The organism is Fulvivirga sediminis, from assembly GCF_016757215.1.
Lineage (GTDB): Bacteria > Bacteroidota > Bacteroidia > Cytophagales > Cyclobacteriaceae > Fulvivirga > Fulvivirga sediminis.
This window is the reverse complement of the sequence record NZ_JAESIY010000008.1, coordinates 223,591-242,618: the sequence shown is the minus strand read 5'-3', so window position 1 is coordinate 242,618 and position 19,028 is coordinate 223,591. Positions and strand designations below refer to the sequence as shown.

General features: G+C 37.3%; 15 protein-coding genes. 5 read left to right on the top strand and 10 right to left on the bottom strand.

Going from position 1 to position 19,028, the window contains the following annotated elements:
* The first annotated feature begins 96 nt into the window (after positions 1 to 96).
* Both JL102_RS15675 and JL102_RS15670 read left to right on the top strand, forming a co-directional pair.
* A complete protein-coding gene (locus tag JL102_RS15675) occupies positions 97 to 897 on the top strand; it encodes an XRE family transcriptional regulator (protein ID WP_202245371.1) in 801 nt (266 codons plus the stop codon).
* 109 nt (positions 898 to 1,006) lie between these two features.
* The gene (locus tag JL102_RS15670; protein WP_202245370.1) at positions 1,007 to 1,255 is read left to right on the top strand and encodes a DUF7218 family protein; all 249 of its coding nucleotides are present in this window, start codon (positions 1,007 to 1,009) and stop codon (positions 1,253 to 1,255) included.
* Between the two features lie 101 nt (positions 1,256 to 1,356).
* On the opposite strand, the gene JL102_RS15665 is transcribed toward JL102_RS15670, so the two are convergent.
* From JL102_RS15665 to JL102_RS15640, 6 genes are all read right to left on the bottom strand, one after another.
* A complete protein-coding gene (locus JL102_RS15665) occupies positions 1,357 to 2,724 on the bottom strand; it encodes an NAD-dependent succinate-semialdehyde dehydrogenase (protein WP_202245369.1) in 1,368 nt (455 codons plus the stop codon).
* A gap of 54 nt (positions 2,725 to 2,778) precedes the next feature.
* Entirely contained in the window at positions 2,779 to 4,242 is a 1,464-nt protein-coding gene (locus tag JL102_RS15660; protein WP_202245368.1) for a hybrid sensor histidine kinase/response regulator, read from the bottom strand.
* A 15-nt stretch (positions 4,243 to 4,257) separates the two neighbouring features.
* Positions 4,258 to 4,707, bottom strand: coding sequence for a response regulator (locus JL102_RS15655; protein WP_202245367.1), 450 nt, complete (start codon positions 4,705 to 4,707; stop codon positions 4,258 to 4,260).
* A 5-nt stretch (positions 4,708 to 4,712) separates the two neighbouring features.
* Positions 4,713 to 7,811 carry a CHASE3 domain-containing protein gene (locus JL102_RS15650; RefSeq protein WP_202245366.1) on the bottom strand — a complete coding sequence of 1,033 codons (3,099 nt, stop codon included), beginning with the start codon at positions 7,809 to 7,811 and terminating at the stop codon, positions 4,713 to 4,715.
* Between the two features lie 414 nt (positions 7,812 to 8,225).
* Positions 8,226 to 9,617 carry a sigma-54-dependent transcriptional regulator gene (locus tag JL102_RS15645; RefSeq protein WP_202245365.1) on the bottom strand — a complete coding sequence of 464 codons (1,392 nt, stop codon included), beginning with the start codon at positions 9,615 to 9,617 and terminating at the stop codon, positions 8,226 to 8,228.
* A 37-nt stretch (positions 9,618 to 9,654) separates the two neighbouring features.
* Positions 9,655 to 10,029 carry a response regulator gene (locus JL102_RS15640; RefSeq protein ID WP_202245364.1) on the bottom strand — a complete coding sequence of 125 codons (375 nt, stop codon included), beginning with the start codon at positions 10,027 to 10,029 and terminating at the stop codon, positions 9,655 to 9,657.
* A gap of 423 nt (positions 10,030 to 10,452) precedes the next feature.
* Between JL102_RS15640 and JL102_RS15635 the strand changes: the two genes are divergently transcribed.
* Together JL102_RS15635 and JL102_RS15630 are read left to right on the top strand one after the other, a co-directional pair.
* Positions 10,453 to 10,605 (top strand): lmo0937 family membrane protein, encoded by a 153-nt coding sequence (locus tag JL102_RS15635; RefSeq protein WP_202245363.1) that lies wholly within the window; start codon positions 10,453 to 10,455, stop codon positions 10,603 to 10,605.
* 9 nt (positions 10,606 to 10,614) lie between these two features.
* A complete protein-coding gene (locus JL102_RS15630) occupies positions 10,615 to 11,100 on the top strand; it encodes a hypothetical protein (RefSeq protein ID WP_202245362.1) in 486 nt (161 codons plus the stop codon).
* On the opposite strand, the gene JL102_RS15625 is transcribed toward JL102_RS15630, so the two are convergent.
* Complete coding sequence (locus JL102_RS15625) at positions 11,101 to 12,156, bottom strand: endonuclease/exonuclease/phosphatase family protein (protein ID WP_202245361.1); 1,056 nt, start codon at positions 12,154 to 12,156, stop codon at positions 11,101 to 11,103.
* Between the two features lie 122 nt (positions 12,157 to 12,278).
* Between JL102_RS15625 and JL102_RS15620 the strand changes: the two genes are divergently transcribed.
* Positions 12,279 to 13,922 carry an AsmA family protein gene (locus JL102_RS15620; protein WP_202245360.1) on the top strand — a complete coding sequence of 548 codons (1,644 nt, stop codon included), beginning with the start codon at positions 12,279 to 12,281 and terminating at the stop codon, positions 13,920 to 13,922.
* Between the two features lie 75 nt (positions 13,923 to 13,997).
* Here JL102_RS15620 and JL102_RS15615 read toward each other — a convergent pair whose 3' ends face one another.
* From JL102_RS15615 to JL102_RS15605, 3 genes are read right to left on the bottom strand one after another with little or no spacing between them, the layout of a single operon-like run.
* Positions 13,998 to 14,156, bottom strand: coding sequence for a hypothetical protein (locus JL102_RS15615; RefSeq protein ID WP_202245359.1), 159 nt, complete (start codon positions 14,154 to 14,156; stop codon positions 13,998 to 14,000).
* 12 nt (positions 14,157 to 14,168) lie between these two features.
* Positions 14,169 to 15,203 carry a DUF6268 family outer membrane beta-barrel protein gene (locus JL102_RS15610; RefSeq protein ID WP_202245358.1) on the bottom strand — a complete coding sequence of 345 codons (1,035 nt, stop codon included), beginning with the start codon at positions 15,201 to 15,203 and terminating at the stop codon, positions 14,169 to 14,171.
* A gap of 5 nt (positions 15,204 to 15,208) precedes the next feature.
* Positions 15,209 to 18,952 (bottom strand): ShlB/FhaC/HecB family hemolysin secretion/activation protein, encoded by a 3,744-nt coding sequence (locus JL102_RS15605; RefSeq protein WP_202245357.1) that lies wholly within the window; start codon positions 18,950 to 18,952, stop codon positions 15,209 to 15,211.
* Positions 18,953 to 19,028 lie beyond the last annotated feature (76 nt).

Below are 19,028 nucleotides of genomic sequence, written 5' to 3'. Positions count from 1 at the left end.
TTGACTAAGGCTAGAATATGATCTAGCAATATATTAAATTGTAAATACTATTACAACATTAATAATAATTTTTAATTATTATTTAATTAATATTCTATGAGAGATAGCAAATTGAGACCTCAAAGGGTGACCATGCTTAGAGAACTTCTTCAGATGTCTCAGGTGAAGTTTGCTGAAAAGATTAACATTTCACAAGGGGCCTTATCTCAAATTGAGAATGGCAAATCTCAGATATCTTTGGATACGCTTCGGAGTATCAGTAATGAGCTACATGTGAATTGCAACTGGTTAGTAAATGGAACTGGAGATATTTTTCAGCAGGAAGATGAAGACGAATACGAAGAAGTAAGCAAGAATGAAAAAGTATCCATTCAATTAGTATATGAAGGTCAAAGCATAGTGCCTCTGGTGAAAGAGGAGGCTCACGCCGGATATATTAATGGGTACAATGATCCCTCCTACCTGCAAACACTGGATGTTTACAAAATACCAGGGTACCAGAACGGTAACTATAGACTGTTCGAAATAGAAGGCGAAAGTATGATGCCCACTATTTATCCCAGGGAGATAGTGATATGCTCACACATCGAAAATAGGGAGAAAATAGAAAACGGCACATTGTGTGTTATAGTTACTAAAGAAGGTATTGTAGCTAAAAGGGTTTACTTTTATGAAAATGACAATAAACTTTTTATACTAAAAAGTGATAATAGTAAATTCAAAACATACAGTATCCAAGAAAAAAAAGTACTGGAAATATGGAAAATAGAAGCTAAAATCACCTCCGTTTTTGTAGAATCTGGGCTGGTAGATGCTAAAAGAATAGAAAAGCTTGAGAATAATTTAGAAACACTTAGAAGGGAAGTTAAAAAACTCACCGATACTCCATTGGACTAACCTTCTATTCCGCAGTTTTATTTTATTTCTCGTCATTTTTACCGAAAGCCACAGCTATTTCTGGCACAATTTTTAAAATAATAAGCCATAACCAACTAATTACAATATTATGGCTAAAGATCATGGAGCGTCTATCAAAAATGACGAACAATACGAAGAACTAAGGAAAAAAGGCATGAGCAAAGAAAAAGCTGCCAGAATTGCTAACACCCCTGATTCAGGTAAGAAGGGAGGTGAAGCTGAGCCTTATGAAGAAAGAACTAAGGACGAACTGATGCAACAAGCTCAAAAAATAGGCATAGAAGGTAGAAGTAAAATGAATAAAAGTGAGTTAATCACTGCCTTAAGAAACCACTGAATATAAAAAGACAAAGCCAACGTAAAACGTTGGCTTTGTCTTTTTTCAAAGAACTGGTTCAATCTTAAATGAAAATATCTAACTAAGAAAACAGCTTAAATCTACTTAACATACACAGCCTTAATATTTACAAATTCTTTTATTCCATAAGGACCTAGCTCTCGCCCATAGCCACTCTCATTAATACCTCCAAATGGCAATCTCGGATCAGACTTCACTAATGAATTCACAAAGCAAGCACCTGCTTGTAATTGCTGTTCTGCTATTCTTTCACCCTTAGCCACATCCTGCGTAAATACAGCCGCACCTAAGCCAAAAACAGTATCATTGGCAATTCGTATAGCATCATCGTCATCTTTAGCTTCTATAATAGATGCCACAGGCCCAAACATTTCTTCACTATAAGCTGGCGTACCTTCTTTTACTTCAGTTAGCACAGTAGCAGGATAGTAAGCACCCTCTAGCTGAGGCACAGAGCCCCCTGTAAGGCATTTAGCACCTGCATCTATACTTCTGATAACTTGATCATGAAGCTCATCTCTAAGGTCCTCTCTGGCCATTGGCCCTAAGGTAGAATGCTCATCATTAGGATCTCCCATTACACGGGCTTCCATTTTATCTACAACTAAAGCTTCAAACTCTGCCTTGATTTTACTATTCACAATAAACCTTTTGGCAGCAATACAACTCTGCCCTCCATTAATCAATCGGCTGTTGACACAAGTTTCAGCCGCTAGCTCCAGGTCAGCATCTTCGAGTATTACATAAGGATCACTTCCACCCAGCTCCAGAACTGTTTTCTTAAGCTCTTCTCCTGCTTTAGATGCTACAGCCTTACCAGCTGGCGTACTTCCTGTGAGCGTAACTGCTTTTACCTTCTTATTCTCTATTATTTTGTTAACGCCTGATGAGCCAATAAGCAGCGTTCTAAACAGGTTTTTTGGGAAACCAGCTCTTAGAATAATTTCTTCGATAGCCATTGCACAACCAGGTACATTAGAGGCATGTTTAAGAACGCCGGCATTACCTGCCATAAGTGCGGGGGCCGCAAAACGCCATACCTGCCAAAATGGGAAATTCCACGGCATTACGGCCAATACTATTCCTATAGGTTGAAAAGAGACGAAGCTATTTGAGGCATCAGTGGAGACAGGCTCTCTTTGTAGAAATTTTTCAGCATTTTCCGCATAATATTCACAAACCCAAGCGCATTTTTCCGCCTCTGCTACACCGTCATTTTTGAGTTTACCCATCTCATCGGTCATGAGTTGTCCCCACTTCTCTTTTTCATCTCTCAAAATACGGGCAGCCTCTTTCATTAGACTTGCTCTGTACTCAAATGATGTTTCCTTCCATGATAACCATGCATCATTCACATCATCTATAATACCTTCAGCTTTTTCTGGAGAGATTTCATCATAAGATTTCAATTTTTCTCCATTGGCCGGATTTATAACTTGCATACTCATAACTATTCATTTTTAATTCATACGTCACAACTTATGCAAAGCTTATGCCCACTATTATCTAAGCGTATTAAGAGGAAAGATAATCTTAAAAATAGTACCCTGACCGACCTCACTATCAACCGTGATTTTGGCACTATGACTATTTATAATGTTTTGAGTGGAAGTAAGGCCCAATCCCATACCGCCTTTTTTTCCTGTAAAGAAAGGGTCAAAAAGCTTTTTTATCTGATCAGGAGGAATTCCTTTACCATTATCAGCAATAGAAAGCACTATAGATCCTTCTTCTCTATGGCTATCAATTTTCAGTATACCACTATCCACTTCCATGGCCTCAATAGCATTGATGATTATATTAAGAAAGGCCGTTTTCAGCTGCTCCTGATCAAATGAGATTTTTGGCAATTCAGGCTCCAATTTTCTCACCAGTCTTATTCCTCGGAGCTTGATCCTGTCAGAGGTAATATTTAACGTTTCATTAATTACATCATTAAGATTTCCTAATTCAGGGTTAAGCTGCTTAGGTTTAGATGATTTGAGCATCTCTGTAATCAATTGTTCTATTCTATCAGCATTTCTTCTGATGATGTCAAAATATAACCCTGTATCTTCCTGATCTTCCACTTCATCTCTGAGCTGCTCCAGCGCTAAATTAAGGTTAGTTAGCGGGTTTCTCACTTCATGAGCCATGCTTCTGGCTATCTGCCCTGTCATGGCTAACTTTTCTGCTATGAGCAGATCTTCTTCTGCACGCTTACGCAAGGTAAGGTCATGGATGATACCCTGATAGCCATAAATAATACCATCATCATCAGCTAGAGCAATACCGTTTACTAAGCACTCTACTTTATCTCCATCTTTTTTAACCAGGGTAATTTCAAAGTCTTTTACCTGACCGCTTTTAGTAAGCATGTGGTAGAAGTATTGGTAAGATTCCTCACTGGCAAAGAGCTCCTTCATGGTCATTTGAAGGATTTTCCCTTTACTATAGCCTAAGAGCTTTTCCATGCTTTGGTTCACATCTATAAAAAGATGTTCCTTATTAATCATGTAAATCGAGTCTACCGATCTCTCAAAAAGAGATCGATACTTGGCCTCATTAGCATTAAGGTCTTTTATAGATTGAGCATGGTTAATAGCATACCTTATGCTTCTTCCAAGAGTGTTAGCATTGATTTCGCTTTTAATAAGGTAATCTGAAGCTCCCAGCTTCATAGCCTCATAATCTATTTCTTTATCTCCCTGACCTGTTAAAAGAATAAGTGGAATTTCACAGCCCCTGGCTCTAACTGTCTTGATGAAATCGAGTCCATTTTTTTCACCTAGCCTATAATCTACTAAGCAAATATTAAAGTTATTAGAACATACTTCTTCTAATGCAACATCAAAGTCTGGCTGCCAACTGATTTGAAATGAGTTATTACTATTGAGCTCATCCAGGTAATCTTTTACTAGGATGAAATCATCTTCATCATCATCAATCAGAAAAACATCGATGATATTACTTTTACTTTGCACCATACTTTTAGTTAAATACTATTTGGCAGAGTTTTTAGGAAGCTCCACAATTCCAAACCAATAATCCCCTATTTTTCTTGTTACATCTACTAATTCATCAAAAGTGACAGGCTTAGATATGAAAGAGTTAACCCCTAGGTCATAACTTCTCACTATATCTTCTTCAGCCTTACTGGTGGTGAGCACTATTACGGGAATTCTTTTCAGATCAGCATCACCTTTAATATGCCTAAGAGCTTCTCTCCCATCCATACGAGGCATATTTAAATCCAGCAGTATTAATCCTGGCCTTGGAGCTTCTACATATTTTCCTCTTTGGTACAAAAAGTCTAATAGTTGCTCCCCATCTTCTACAAAATGTAAATCATTAGCCAGTCTGTTTTCGGAAAGGGCTTCCTGAGCAAGCATACGATCATCCGGATCATCGTCTGCCATCAAAATGGTGATAGTCTTAGCTATTTCTGACATCTCTATTAATTATTTAAGGGTAATACAATTGTAAATGTTGCACCTTCTCCTTCTACACTATCAGCGGAAATGAGGCCGTTGTGGTTTTGAACCACTTTTAAGCATATAGCAAGGCCTATGCCTGTTCCCTGAAATTCATTCCTTCCGTGCAATCGCTCAAAGATATTGAAAATTCTTTCCGAATACTTTTTATCAAAGCCAATTCCATTATCACTAATTTGTATTTCCACAAATTGTTTAGAAGAATTGACATTAAAATTATATTTCTTCTGAACTTGCGCTCCGGCCAGGAGAGAAGAACTCACTTTAATGACCGGTATTCTTTCTGAGGGTATAAATTTGAGGGCATTACTCATTAGGTTCTGAAAAAGCTGACGCAGCTGCAAACTATCACCGTCGATTTTAGGTAATTGTCCTACCTCAACAGTCGCATTTGTTTCCAGAATACGCGTTTCCAAATCACCTTTTACCTCCTCTATCAGTTCATTAAGCTCAATCGGTTTAAATGGATCCTGATTTCTGGCTACCCTCGAATATTTCAGCAAATCGTCTATTAAGGACTGCATACGGGCAGCTGCATTTTGCATTCTGCTGATATAATCCGCTCCTTTTTCTCCCAGTTCTTGTTCGTACTTAGAAACTAGTCTATCGCCAAAAGCACGTATTTTCCTCAGAGGCTCCTGCAAGTCATGCGAAGCTACATAAGCAAACTGCTCAAGGTTTTCATTCGACTTCTGTAGCTCCTCATTTTTTATGAGTAGGTTCTGTTCGAAGTTCTTTTGCTGAGTGATATCTTGTATAGCTCCATATAGTGTTTCTAAACGGCCGAGTTCATCAAGCTCATAGGTGGCGAGTGCCCTGATATGTTTTATCATTCCTTCATTAACAATGAGCCTGAAGACTATGTCATAACCGGTCACCTCTGCTCTAGCCCTATCTATCTCATTAGTTACTCTTTCTAAATCATCTGGATGAATATGATTAACAAAGAAGCTTTCATAGGTAGGTGTGAAAGTATTTGGCTTATCATAAATTTTATATACACCTGAAGACCATTTGACCAAGTTTTTAGGCAAATACCACTCCCAGCTTCCCATATTGGCAATATCTTCAGCAGAAGCCAAGATTTTATTATTCTTCTCAAGGTCATCATGCATTTTCTTCTTAATCAATAAAGCCCCTATAGATGAAGACACCTGCATAATAGTTCTTCTTAATGGTTCAATATCTGAAAAGGTACCTTTAGAAAAAAAAGTGGCAGTAAGTATCAGTTCATTATTAAAAATAATAGGTACTGCAAAAACAGTTTTCAGCCCAAACTCAATAGCCTTATGCTTACTTATAAAATCTTCTTTAGTGGCTTGGGTTAGATCATCTATAAACTCCATTTCCAGAGAAGTCATTACCCTACCGATCATACCTTCCCCTCTGTTAATATCTAACCTCAAGTTATTCGAGTGTAATTCTTCAAAAGAATCATCAACAGCATAATGCAAATCAGATAAGTACATTTGTCCTTCAAATGGCAACCACACTTCAGCATAGTCCATATCAAATCGCTGACTTATCTTCTCAAATACACTAATAACAGCCTCATCAAAAGTACTAGAATCAGCAATAATCAAGTTCAGCTGAGACACAAAAGAACGCTCCTCCTCAGCTAGTTTCAGCTCGGTGATATCTCTACCCTCAAAAACTATAAAAGATACTTTTCCTTCGGTGAATATAGGCTTTAAAGAAAAGTCTACGGTACGTAAAACACCATCACCATCAAGCAAACTAACTTCCTCACGTACGAAATTTCCATTCTGCGCTTTACTAAAAATTTCCTTGATATCTTCTGTTACCCTTGATGATTTGTCCCATAGACTAATATCCCAAAGATTGAGCCCCACCAAGTCATCCACTTCAAAATTTCCAAAATCCAGGAAGGCCTCATTAGCCTCCTTTATTACCCCACGGTAATCTAGCAAACTGATGTATTGAAAGGTATTATTGAAAATTGCTTCAAACTTTTTACGTCCCTCTTCAATAATTCTATTTGCTTTTTTATGCACGGTGGTGTCCACAAGCGTTATTACACAGCCATCATCTAACTTAACAATACTCTCTTCGATCCATATCTCATGGTTTTCATGAGGTTTATATAAAGTCTCAAGACTATTAGCTACGCCTCTTTCTGCTGTATTTACATAGTTCTTAAAAGCTCCAGATTGCAAAGCAGAAGGAAACTCCTGAAGTAGAGTATTACCTAAAATACTCTCTAAAGGCTTTTGCAGTAAGCGTTCCACGGCTCTATTACCCAGCTGATATCGAAAATCTACGATTTCTCCATTTTCACGTACCGACTCCATAAAAAGAATGCCATTAGGAGAGCTATCCATCACTTTTTGCAAAGACTCTCTGGCTCTCATTTTTTCATTTACCTCCTGACTTATTTGCTTGAGGTTAGTCTCTAGCTCTTGCTCTGCCAGCACTTTTATTCTTAAAGTCTTATATAGCTGTGTGAATAGATAGGCAATGGCTATTATAGCCAGAATAAAACTCATGAAAATAAGCAATGGGGTCACTATATTGCTATAATCCTGACGATGAGTTCGAGCGATCAATAGTTTCCATTCAGTATCGGTCATTTTATCTACCAGCTTACGAATGGCCTCCATATTCTGGTCTCCTTTTTTCAAAAGAGAATTATCAATGTCTTCAAAGTCACTTTCTGCTGATCTCTCTGCAATAATATTTTCTATAATGCCGTATTGGTTTATTACCAAACTCCTCAGAGTATCTGTCCTGCTTTTCTGTTCTTCATTATCGCTTACTAGGCTGTCTACCATATCTACTTTAGATAAGGCGATCCATTTACTATTAAAATAAGGGGTTAAAAAAGCTGAATCAGAAGTAAGTTGATAGCCTCTATGAGCGGATTCAGCATCTTTAACTTCAGATATAACCTTCTCCAGCTCGCGCATCACTACATTGGTATGCTCTACATCCTTAGCATCACCAATCATGTTATTCAAACTTCTATAAGTAAGGTAGGATATGGCCAGCATAATGGCCACCACTAAACCAAAAATGACCCTAAAAGACTTAACTGATTTCATATATAATATTAAGTGTGAGTAATTTCCTCATGTGTGCATATTTTTACACGCTAACAATTTCATTAAGGCTTTAACCAATTGTAATAACGTCCAGTTGAAAGGTTAATTCTTTCATTCAAAATTTGCCATAAACAGAGCATTAAACAGGAGATAATTGTACCATAAGCAGAACGACGCAATGCTAAAATATTTAATTAAATCTACCATTGTGTTGAAGCAGCGCGATTCATAAATCATTTTATATAGAAAATACTTCAACATGCTTCTAAGCAATAATTATTAGCGAATATGTCTTAAGCTTTTTGGACAGACACTAAAAAATATTACCATTAATAAAATATTGATAATAGATTTATAAATATACACCACATGCACAAGGTAATAGCATTAATATTACCCCATGCAGATGCATATTTAAATGTTTATGTCATAAGCTTTAAGCTTATTATAGAGCGTTTTTCTATCGATATTTAGGACTTCTGCGGCTTTAGTTTTGTTATAACCAGTTTTTTCCAGCACGCTAATTATGGCATTTCTTTCTGCATTTTCTGAGACAGATTTAAGATTGGTAACATCAGTACTAGCCGGCTCTCCATTACTTAAAGAAGCGGTAAGATAATCAGGAGAAATAATTTCTGATGGCAAGCATTCCAAGCTCACCTTATCTGACTGACATAGTAATACAGCCCTTTTCACTACATTTTGAAGTTCTCTGAGGTTTCCGTGCCAGTAGTAATTTTTAAGCTTATCTTCTACCTCTGGTTCAAATGCCTCAATATTCTTATCCAACTGAGCATTGGCTAATTCTAAGAAGTGGCGTGCAAAAATAAGTATATCTGGTTTTCTTTCTCTTAGAGGAGATAGTTCTATTCTAAACTCATTAAGCCTGTGGTATAAATCTTCTCTAAACTTACCATTTCTAACCGCTTCTTTGAGATCTTCATTGGTAGCAGCTATTACCCGCACATCAATATCCAAGTCTTTCACCCCTCCTACTCGCTTAATTTTGCGCTCTTGTAGCACCCGTAATAGCTTAATCTGATTTTCATAAGACAGGTTGCCTATTTCATCTAAGAAGAGTGTACCTCCATTGGCGATTTCAAAACTACCTGGCTTATCCGCCAAAGCACCAGTAAAAGCTCCTTTCATGTGACCAAACAGTTCACTGCCAGCCAGCTCTTTAGGGAGTGCTCCACAATCTATAGCTACAAAAGGCTTATCTACCCTCTTACTTTTATTATGTATTTCATTAGCCACAAACTCTTTTCCTGTACCTGTCTCTCCTGTAATAATTACAGACATATCAGTAGGTGCAATCAAGGTAATATGCTTATGTACAATTTCTGACTGGCTACTTTTTCCGGCTACAAAATTTTTCTTTTTGTTTGGAGATACCTTTTTAGATCCAGAGCCACCTTTTGAAGGCTCAGGGTCATTCTGCTCTTTCTTTTGCCTGATTGCTTCCTTCACCGTCACCAATATTTCATCAGGATATAAAGGCTTGGTCACATAATCATAGGCTCCGTGCTTTAGGGTTTGCACGGCTATTCGCACATCAGAATAACCAGTAATGATGATTACTGCTGTTTCAGGGCTAATTATTTTGATTTTTCTTAAAATGCTTATTCCATCTTCATCTGGTAATCTGTAGTCACTTATTACCAAATCAAAAGTTTTTTTCTTAAGTATTCTTATCCCCTCCTCACCAGTGGTAGCATAGTCTACTTCGTAATTCTTTTTAGTTAAAAATTTATTAAGAAGCAGGCAAATGTCATTATCGTCATCTATTATAAGTATTTTCTCCATTGGGTTTTTCTATAGTATTTCAATCAATTTGTATTGGTTATGACGAAAAAGTCATGTGTAACTCTTCAAGAGCATCCATAATCATTTTTTTATTAAATGGTTTAGGAATAAAGAAATGAGCTCCTTCGGCAGTTGCTCTCTGCCTTTCTATATTACCATCATAAGCACTAATTATAATTACTTTTGAATCTTTATTTTCCTCTAACACCTTGGGGATAAGATGAAAGCCTAGTCCATCTGGCAGGTTGAGATCTAAGAAAACAAGATCATATTTATTTGCTTTAATTTTTTTCGCACCGTCTTCTACGCTATGCGCATAGGTCGTTTTAAAACCCAGTTTTTTTAACATCCCTGATAGCAGCAAGCATATTTCTACCTCGTCATCAACTACTAATATCCGCTCTTTCTTCAAAACGTTATCATCTTTAAAAGTTAAGAAATATATACTCTTTCACTTCTTTGTAAATGTCCCTTCACATTAACCTTTTTGAAAATGACCTTCGAGAGAAACCATATTGCAACTATGAAAACCGCAAAGCCAAGGAACAGTGATAATATAATGTTTAGAATCATCATTTTGTTTACATTATTTACTATTCCCGCAAGTGAAAATTTTATACCAAACAAACATTAATCATTTAAACCTCAGAATTACACTTTTGTTCGAGCGAAGATAATTATTAAAGAAGAAAAACGTGTATTTAATTCTACACTTCGGAGGTGCACGATTCTCATCCTTCAAAGTAGTAATGAGCTTATAAGGCTTATCCTTTAAATAAAAGGGCTATGGCATAAGATTTTCATATCACTTCCAAAACTAATTCTTAAAACAACTATGAGTGATTTACTTTATATTATCGCAGTGCTCCTGATTATAGGATGGCTTCTTGGCTTTTTCGTTTTTAGTATAGGGGCTTTGATCCACGTACTACTTGTATTTGCTGTAATAGCTATCCTATTCCGACTAATTTCGGGGAGGCGCTTATAAATCTATAGCATGAAAAATTTCGAACTTTCTTTTGAAGATTATGCTCAGGACATACTACCCAGAAGAATGGAAATGCTTAATTCTTTATTAAAACATCCCTTTCCTGTGAAAAGCCTATTTGGTAAAGGGCAAGGAGAAAAAAATGTTATTAAAAAGATAGGCAGGGTTAGCGACTTTAAGGGCTTATATGCTTTTATACAGAATGATGAAGTGATCTATGTAGGCACTTCAGAAAAGGTAGTGAATAGACTCAGCTATCAGGTGAAAGGGTACACGAAGTATCAGGCTCATCTGGCCTGGGAGATAGCTAAAGAGTATGATTTATACACCAACAAAAAGCAGGGTACCCCTAACCTAAAAAAGGCAAAGAACATTATCATGAATATGCATGTGATATTTCTTGAGATCACATCACCTCTGGAGCGACACCTTATGGAAGTGTACTCCTGTATGAAGTTCGACTGCAAATTCAATATATTTGAAGGGCACCGCTAATTACAGCGCTGCCCTTATTTTTTCTACTGCTTCTTCTCTTTCCTCATCTTCAGCTGGCTCTTCCAGCGGCTCATCATTAAGGTTATCTGGCGAATACGCAAGCTTTATATACATAGGAAAATGATCTGACCCAATAGCTGGCAATCTTTGAATATCTAACAAGCGAAAATGTCTGCTATGAAATACATGGTCCAAAGGCCACCTTAAAATAGGAATCTTGGCATTAAATGTATTAAAAAAGCCTCTTCCTTTTCTGGGATCAAGCAGCCTGCTTAAACGCTGAAAAATACGGGTACTATGAGACCACGCCACGTCATTAAGATCTCCAGCCACTATTACTGGTCCTTCTACCTGTTCCACCTCCCGGGCTACCAGGTAAAGTTCAGCATCTCTTTCCGTAGAACGCTCATTTTCAGTAGGGCTAGGCGGCTCTGGGTGTATCGCATATAACTTCAACAAATCTCCACTCCTCAACTTTACATAAGTATGAATAGAAGGTATATCTTCCTCCACCATAAACTTGACCTCTGAACACCTAAGCTCCAACTTGGAGTACATTAAAATACCATAAGTATTATCTATAGGGTATTTAATTGTATATGGATAGTATTGCTCTATTTCTTTTACTCCGTGCTCCCACTTCATATCGGTTTCCACCAAGATCAAAACATCTGGAGAGGTATCTTTCACTACTTTTACCAATCTTTGATACTCGCGGTTATACATGTAAACGTTGCTAATCATTAAACTCAAGGTATAGGCATCATCCACACCCGTAATTCGCTTAGACTCTTTATTTGCCAACCAGGTATAAGGAAAAACTATGATACTTTCGTAAACGGTAGCGCCGGTAAGTATAAGAGTAAGGACAAAATGCCACCACTCATTAAAGCTAAATTCCACAATAACTCCAATCAAACAGAGCATACCTAAAACAGCGAGCTGCGCCTGAGGAAAATCAAAAAAACGGATCCACCATGCATCCTTCTTCAGTAGCTTAATAAAGGTGCCTAAGATGGTTATAACCGATAATACTATAATAATTGTTTCTAACATTGAATATAATTTTGCGAGGAATTATCTCTACATTAAACAGTCGCAATCAATTTTGGTTATCTTTTTTTAAGGTTTTCTAAATGGCATGAAATTTCCCTTGTAATAATAAAAAACTGATCAACTTGCAAAAAAAGAAAAGTAGTAAAATCATAATCATCACCGCAGTGGTGTTGATAGCGCTGACAGGTATTAGCATTTTTTTAGTAAAGCAATATGCAAACCCTTATGTCAGAGATAAAATTACAGAGAAGCTAGACTCGCTAAGCCATAGCCCATGGAACCTTAAGTACGATTCCTTTTCTATAGACCTAAGTTCAGGAAATTTCTCCATTTCAAACCTTTCTATAAACCATGCTAAAGACAGTAGTAGTCAATATAAAATATCTACTGATCAATTAGAGATTAAAGGAATAGGCTTAGTTACTTACCTCTTAAATAAAAAGATATCTATCAACAACATTCACTTATATAATCCTAATATTCAACTGGTTAGTAAAAAACAGAAACAAAATGCCCAAGACAGTAGCCAAACCTCTGGCAGCACCCCTAAACTGCCTAAAATAAAAATCGGAAAAATAGCGTTTTCTGACGGTAAAATAGAAATACTTCATGCCGATAGCACTCTGGCCAATCCCATGCTACGGGCTGATTTTAATTTTGAACTTACCGAGTTAGCAACAGATTCTACCGAGGCTCATGAATACAACTTTTTTGATGTGGAAGAACTGACGTTCGACATGGAAAATATAGCCTTTAAACCAGATAGCCTTTATCTATTTGAGTTCAAAAAACTAAAACTAAGCCTGCAAGACAGCAGCTTGACACTAGACAGTGCCAGTATTACTTCTCAATACAGTAAGTTTGATATGGGTTTGGAAGTAGGTCATGAGATAGATTGGATGGACATTCAGAATCAGTCAATAGCCATTAAACACATTAATTTTAAAGAGCTTTTCAATGACTCTACTTATCATGCAGGCTCCGTTACGGTAAATGGATTAAATGCGCTTTTATTTAGAGATAAAAGACTCCCATTTCCAGAGAAACCCAACACCGAACTCTTCAAAGATATTATGACTCAGCTGCCGATTAAAGTTAATATTGATACCATAATGGTTAAAGATGCACGGATTGAATATCAGGAGTACATCAAAAAGGCTGTAGGCCCCGGCAGAGTTCATTTTGATCACCTGTATGCTTCTTTCTATCATTTCACTAACACAGACAGTGCTTTGCTTGAAAAAATTAATCACACCGCCCAAATGGATGCTCAATGCAATATCATGGGAGAAGGTTTACTTAAGGCCTCTTTCAAATTTCCTATTGATGATAAAGGTGACCCTTACTCAGTATCAGGTAGCCTTGAACCAATGGAGTTAGCTCATATTAACCCTATGATTGAGTATGTAGGTTTTACTCAAATTAAAGAAGGGAAGTTATTGAGCCTGAATTTTGATTTTACCTATAATAACAATAGCTCCGATGGTAAAATGTATTTTGAATATGAAGGCCTGAAAATTAATACATTAGATAAAGATGACCATACCAGCGAAGGGTTAGGTCAAAACATAAAATCATTTATAGCCAACACCTTCGTAGTAAAAACTAATAATTCTAAAGACGATGGTAAATTCAGGGTTGGGGAAATATCTTTTGAAAGAGATAAGAAAAAGTCAATTTTCAACTACTGGTGGAAATCACTACTGACAGGTTTTAGATCCAGCACTGGTATAGAGGCCCCAGAAGAAAAGATTAATATCAATTAAATATACCCCACCAGAAGACCATAAGAAAAGCCTTATGAATTTAATAGTCATAAGGCTTTTTGTTGTAATCTAATGTTATTTATCGTCTGCTCCTTCTTCCGCTTTCAAATCGTGCACCTTGTGAGAGGTGCTTCGCCCAGAATCCTTTTCTCTTTTGCGGCGAATAAAAAACATCACTCCAAATAGTATTGCTATAGAGATGATTACATATAGTATAATTACCATTATTTCCATAATTGTTCTGTTTTAGTCGTCTAAAAATATACTTTTAATTGTTTCGCTAGGCGTAAAGAATATCATTGCCTCAAAATAAGGGCTTGGTGTAACTGTATTTTCTAATATCTCTTCTCTATTAAAAGAGTTATCTTCCGCTATATCAAACCTAAGGTTGAATCTATAACCAGCAGATAAACCCAGCCAAATAAAATCACTAATTATTGCCCTTTCATAACTTAATGAAGCCAGCACATCTGACCTTCTCAGTTGTAAATCATTAAACTTGGCCAGCTGTTCATAATCCAAGGCTATATTATAACTATCACCGCTCACTTCATAGCCGAAAAAGAACCGTTGCTTTTCATTTACATTATACCTTATGTTAAAATCAGCAGGTATTTTGGATTCAAAGCCCCAGTTTTCATTCCAGGTTTTATTCCATAAAAACACAGGGTATATACTTCTTCTACCTAAATTATAAGAAAGGTAAAGGCCTATTCCATATGCATCATCAGGGTTTTTCTGCCATCCATATATAGTGGCTAAGGAGTAGTTAGCAAAGTTGTAAAAAGGTATGTCATCATTACTTAAATCACCATTGAAGGCAGCCGAAGCACGCACATAAATAAAATGTTTTTTATCAAATGCATGATTATAATACGCTTTCACTACCCTAGACTTGAGGTCTTTATCATTCAGAGCACGATACAAGGCATAATCCTTATATCCTTCTCCTTTAAAATTGTATTCGCTCTGTGCATAATCAAAACCTATTATAAAGTTACTCCTATCTCTTATCACAATAGGAATTTTAATTTTAAAACGTAACTTATTCAAGTGACTCACCTCGCCCTTGGCGTCAGGCAAACCCGACATATTACTTTTAGTATCTATATCATAACCAACCACAGGAGTATATCTTGCCACGATACCTCTTGGCATCATATTGGTCACATTTGGAGAAGGCCAGTCATCCTCTTCTTCTTTATCGGTATCGACATCTACTTGACCCAAAGCCTGAAACCCCATGAGTCCCATTATGGCAATAATTGCTATTTTTCTCATATATCTTAAAATAAAAATCCTGCTTTAAACGTGAATAATTGATCTTCCTCAGAAATACCATATGATCCTGAAAGTAAAAACACTTCAAAAAAATGTAAATAAACACCGGGCCCGTAAGACCTATGCATTTTATTAGAGTTCCCTTGCTTACTCCACACCCGTCCTTGATCAAAGAAACCAAATAAGCCTACGCTTCCATTAACGAGATTATTTCTTAACCTTAAGAGCTTAAAACGCACTTCGTTATTGTTATAAAAGCTGGTTTTCCCTGCAAAGCGCGTTCTTCTAAAACCTCTTAAATTTTCTAGATTACCCACAAAATTAGAGTGATAGAAGTAATAATCTCCCACATTAGTAGCCGCTCCTACTCTGGAGGCAAAAGTAACCTTGATAGGTAGGTTAGGTGTGAAATAAAATGAGAGGTCAGTACGATACTGAGTAAATTCAGCATTTCCTGTATTGATTTCATTACAGTAATTAACCTCATTTCTCCATTTCATTCCTTTTTCTGGGTTCACCGTCTGATCTGCCAGAGCCACTTCGGTAAAAAAACGAAGCCCCGTAAAGGACCTGCCATCTCTTGTTACCTCCTTATTATTGACAATATCAGTGGCCAAAATGTTGTCATTATTTTCTTCTACATCTATATATTCATAATTTGGACCTACTCCAGCCTTAAAAACACTAGAAAATCTTTTAACTATAGCAGGGTTTAGCTTGATGCTGTTCATATGCACTCTGTAGTAATCAATCCCTCTGGCGTTTTCCGTTTCGTTGCCTTGTCCGAAGTAATTAAATACATAATTGGGGCCATTAGCCTTAGCATCTAGAGTTATATCCCAATGATGCCCCAGAACAGAATTAAAAACTCCTTGATATTGAAAATTAAAAGCTGTGGTATTCACAGCATAATTAGCTATTAGATTATGACTTGCTTTGAAAGGATCTTTTCTAAAACCATAACTTATCCATTTCGCGCCTACTCCCAAATAAATACCATCATCTACATTATACTGCGTTAAAAACTTCGGGCCAGCATAATTATAATGATAGCTATCTCGCTCATAAGCAGTTACCCATTCGTGCTTTGATGTAATTACTCTGGTTTCTTTACCTGGCTTCAGGTTAGGCTCATTATCTATATGATCATAGAAAATAGTTTTTTTAACAGGGCCTGCCACTGATGACTCATCAATAAATTCACTTTTTTGCTTCCCTCCTCCTACTACTCTTATCTTAATACCTTTGTTAACCTGTCCACTGATCTCTACTTTATCATACCCATCTCTCACAAAAATTCTTATCTCATCCGTTTCCTGGGTATAAAAAGTTCTATTATAAATTTGCTTATCTACTTTACCGTCTTTAAATGTTTTGAAAACTTGTACTCTTGTTTCATCATCATTTAACCGCTCTACCTTAATATATTCATGCTTATTACTACCTACTACATTCACCTCTTTAGAAAGGTACTGATAGTAATCGGTGGCATATTGTTGCAAATGATCTCTTCTTGATTTGAGCTTGGCAACGATCTCTCGGCCCGACAAGGGGTAAACCTCTTTTGGCAGCTGCTTTACTGCCTTTTCTATTACTTCATCGGTAAGCTCATTTTGAATATTCCCAGCTATATCAATCCACTTTTCTTTATCTAACTCACTTAAAAGTGCATGATCTATATTTATAGCAGATTGATTAAGCCCTTTTACATCAGTAATAAGATAATCAAAATTGCTAAAATTTCTAAAAGCCCATTTTCTACTGAGTAACCAAGGGACTACTCCATCATAAAGTACAAATACCTGATCTCTATCTCGCGGCACAGGGCGAAAAACAGAACCTTTTCCCTCCTTTTCATATTCAGCCCACCTCCACTGATCATCGTGTCTGTCCCAGTCACCAATCAACATATCAAACAGCCTTGATTTCAGATACATGTCCGCGTCCACTTCATTGTCATTATCCTTTTTTAGGTGTTCAAACAAAGTGGTGGTACTGACTATATTTTTAGAGAACCCAAAGCGCTTATAGGCACTTAAATCTTCATCAGGCCTAATTTCCATAAGCCCCATTCTTCCTCCAAAATCATTGATATAAGCCCCCAAATAAGGTGTATAAGGCGTATAATAAAGCTCTGGCTCTGTATGATAAATGCCTATGGCATCTGCCATATGAGGTACCGCCAGTGCTCCATAAGGATGCGCTGTGCTTATCTGATCTTTTACCAAATCATTTACCCAAGTATCTCTAAATACCTCTGGAATAGCTCCTGCAGGAAACTTATCTACAGAACGAAGGTTATACTGCACACTATCGTCATCAATAAATCGGATAGAAATAGTCTGCTTCCCTCCACCCTTCTTCACTGGCGTGAGGCCTCCCTGATAGCTCTTCAAGTCAATATATGGTACCTCCACAGGGGTAGTCCATTCATCTCTATAATGCTTACCAAAAAAGAACTGGCCCGTTTTACTCATACTATAATTCTTATTGGCTGCCATTACCTTTACACTATCGGTATAGTCTGGCACTTTAGTTTTATCAGCCGCTGGTGTTTTCTCAGGGTTGAGCGAGTAAAGAGAACTTCTAAAAGTAAGTAAGCCTTCGGGGTGCTTTTTATCGGCAGTATAAAACTCTACCCACACCTGCCCATTTTTATAATATACTAGCTTGGCAAAACCTGCTGTCTGCTGTACGTAAGCAGCACCAAATCCTCTGGCTGCAAAGTTAGATTTAGAAGCCGCACCACTAATTATTTCATGCATGAGGCCTTCCTTATGCATTTGCAAATTATGATCATGCCCCGCTACATAAGTAACATTACTCCTTTGCTCAATGATAGACATCATGGCCTTTTTAAAATCTTGAAAATCGCTACTGGGAATATCTTGGCTGCTAGCTCCTGATTTCCTCAAAATAGGATATAAAGAACCTATAACCGGCAGTGGGACATATAGATGATCTCTCACCAGGCGGAGCGGAAAAATATTATCCATAAAGTTATAATGCCCACCATGGTTTCCATTACTCACTACGGGGTGGTGAGTAGCCAGCAACACATGCTTACCATCATTTCGCCTGATCATATCCTCCAGCTGAATAAAGAAGTCTACCCGATCCTCTACGCTGCACCCATTCTCTGGGGCTCGAGGTTTATCATAGGTACGGAGCCACCATTCTACATCAAAAACTATGATGGTCATATGCTCATTTACAGCAATCTCTACAGGGCCCGGGCAGCCGTTGTCAGGCAAAAACACATTCTGATGATGCGCTTTCATGTACTCCTCAACCAGCTCTTCCTGCCTATTCACAGCCTGCAGTCCATCTGGGCCGCTTTTATCCCAATCATGGTTTCCTGGTATAATAATCACGCGCCCGCTGTAACCTTGCGTTACATCCATCTGCATTTTTATGATATCTTCTTTCTCCTTTCTATTAAAAGCAGAAGCCTCAGGCAAACCTCTCTCATAGATATTATCTCCCAAAAATATTACTGTGCTGGCAGAATCCGGCTCCTGCCTCAGGTTTTTCCTGAGCAACTTTAATAAGGGGGGCATTTCACCGGTAGGCAAATCCCCACCATCTCCTATGAGATATACAGTATGGTCTACCTGCGCATCAGGCATGCTATCATTTCGCCATCCTTTATAAGACTTACCATAGTAGGGCTTTACAGTGCTACAAGAAGCTATAAAAAGTAAAAAAAGAAAGTGTAGTGAGTACTTACCTAAGTAGTCGTTATCCATCCGGTATTTTAAAATTTATGGTAGCTAAATGCAAATACCATGTCGGACTATGGTAAGTATTATGAAATCAATGATT

What these genes read in the sequence shown, in the direction of transcription:
- JL102_RS15675 (WP_202245371.1), top strand. Translation starts at nt 97, where the DNA reads ATGAGAGATAGCAAATTGAGACCTCAAAGGGTGACCATGCTTAGAGAA.
- JL102_RS15670 (WP_202245370.1), top strand. Translation starts at nt 1,007, where the DNA reads ATGGCTAAAGATCATGGAGCGTCTATCAAAAATGACGAACAATACGAA.
- JL102_RS15665 (WP_202245369.1), bottom strand. Translation starts at nt 2,724, where the DNA reads ATGAGTATGCAAGTTATAAATCCGGCCAATGGAGAAAAATTGAAATCT.
- JL102_RS15660 (WP_202245368.1), bottom strand. Translation starts at nt 4,242, where the DNA reads ATGGTGCAAAGTAAAAGTAATATCATCGATGTTTTTCTGATTGATGAT.
- JL102_RS15655 (WP_202245367.1), bottom strand. Translation starts at nt 4,707, where the DNA reads ATGTCAGAAATAGCTAAGACTATCACCATTTTGATGGCAGACGATGAT.
- JL102_RS15650 (WP_202245366.1), bottom strand. Translation starts at nt 7,811, where the DNA reads ATGAAATCAGTTAAGTCTTTTAGGGTCATTTTTGGTTTAGTGGTGGCC.
- JL102_RS15645 (WP_202245365.1), bottom strand. Translation starts at nt 9,617, where the DNA reads ATGGAGAAAATACTTATAATAGATGACGATAATGACATTTGCCTGCTT.
- JL102_RS15635 (WP_202245363.1), top strand. Translation starts at nt 10,453, where the DNA reads ATGAGTGATTTACTTTATATTATCGCAGTGCTCCTGATTATAGGATGG.
- JL102_RS15630 (WP_202245362.1), top strand. Translation starts at nt 10,615, where the DNA reads ATGAAAAATTTCGAACTTTCTTTTGAAGATTATGCTCAGGACATACTA.
- JL102_RS15625 (WP_202245361.1), bottom strand. Translation starts at nt 12,156, where the DNA reads ATGTTAGAAACAATTATTATAGTATTATCGGTTATAACCATCTTAGGC.
- JL102_RS15615 (WP_202245359.1), bottom strand. Translation starts at nt 14,156, where the DNA reads ATGGAAATAATGGTAATTATACTATATGTAATCATCTCTATAGCAATA.
- JL102_RS15610 (WP_202245358.1), bottom strand. Translation starts at nt 15,203, where the DNA reads ATGAGAAAAATAGCAATTATTGCCATAATGGGACTCATGGGGTTTCAG.
- JL102_RS15605 (WP_202245357.1), bottom strand. Translation starts at nt 18,952, where the DNA reads ATGGATAACGACTACTTAGGTAAGTACTCACTACACTTTCTTTTTTTA.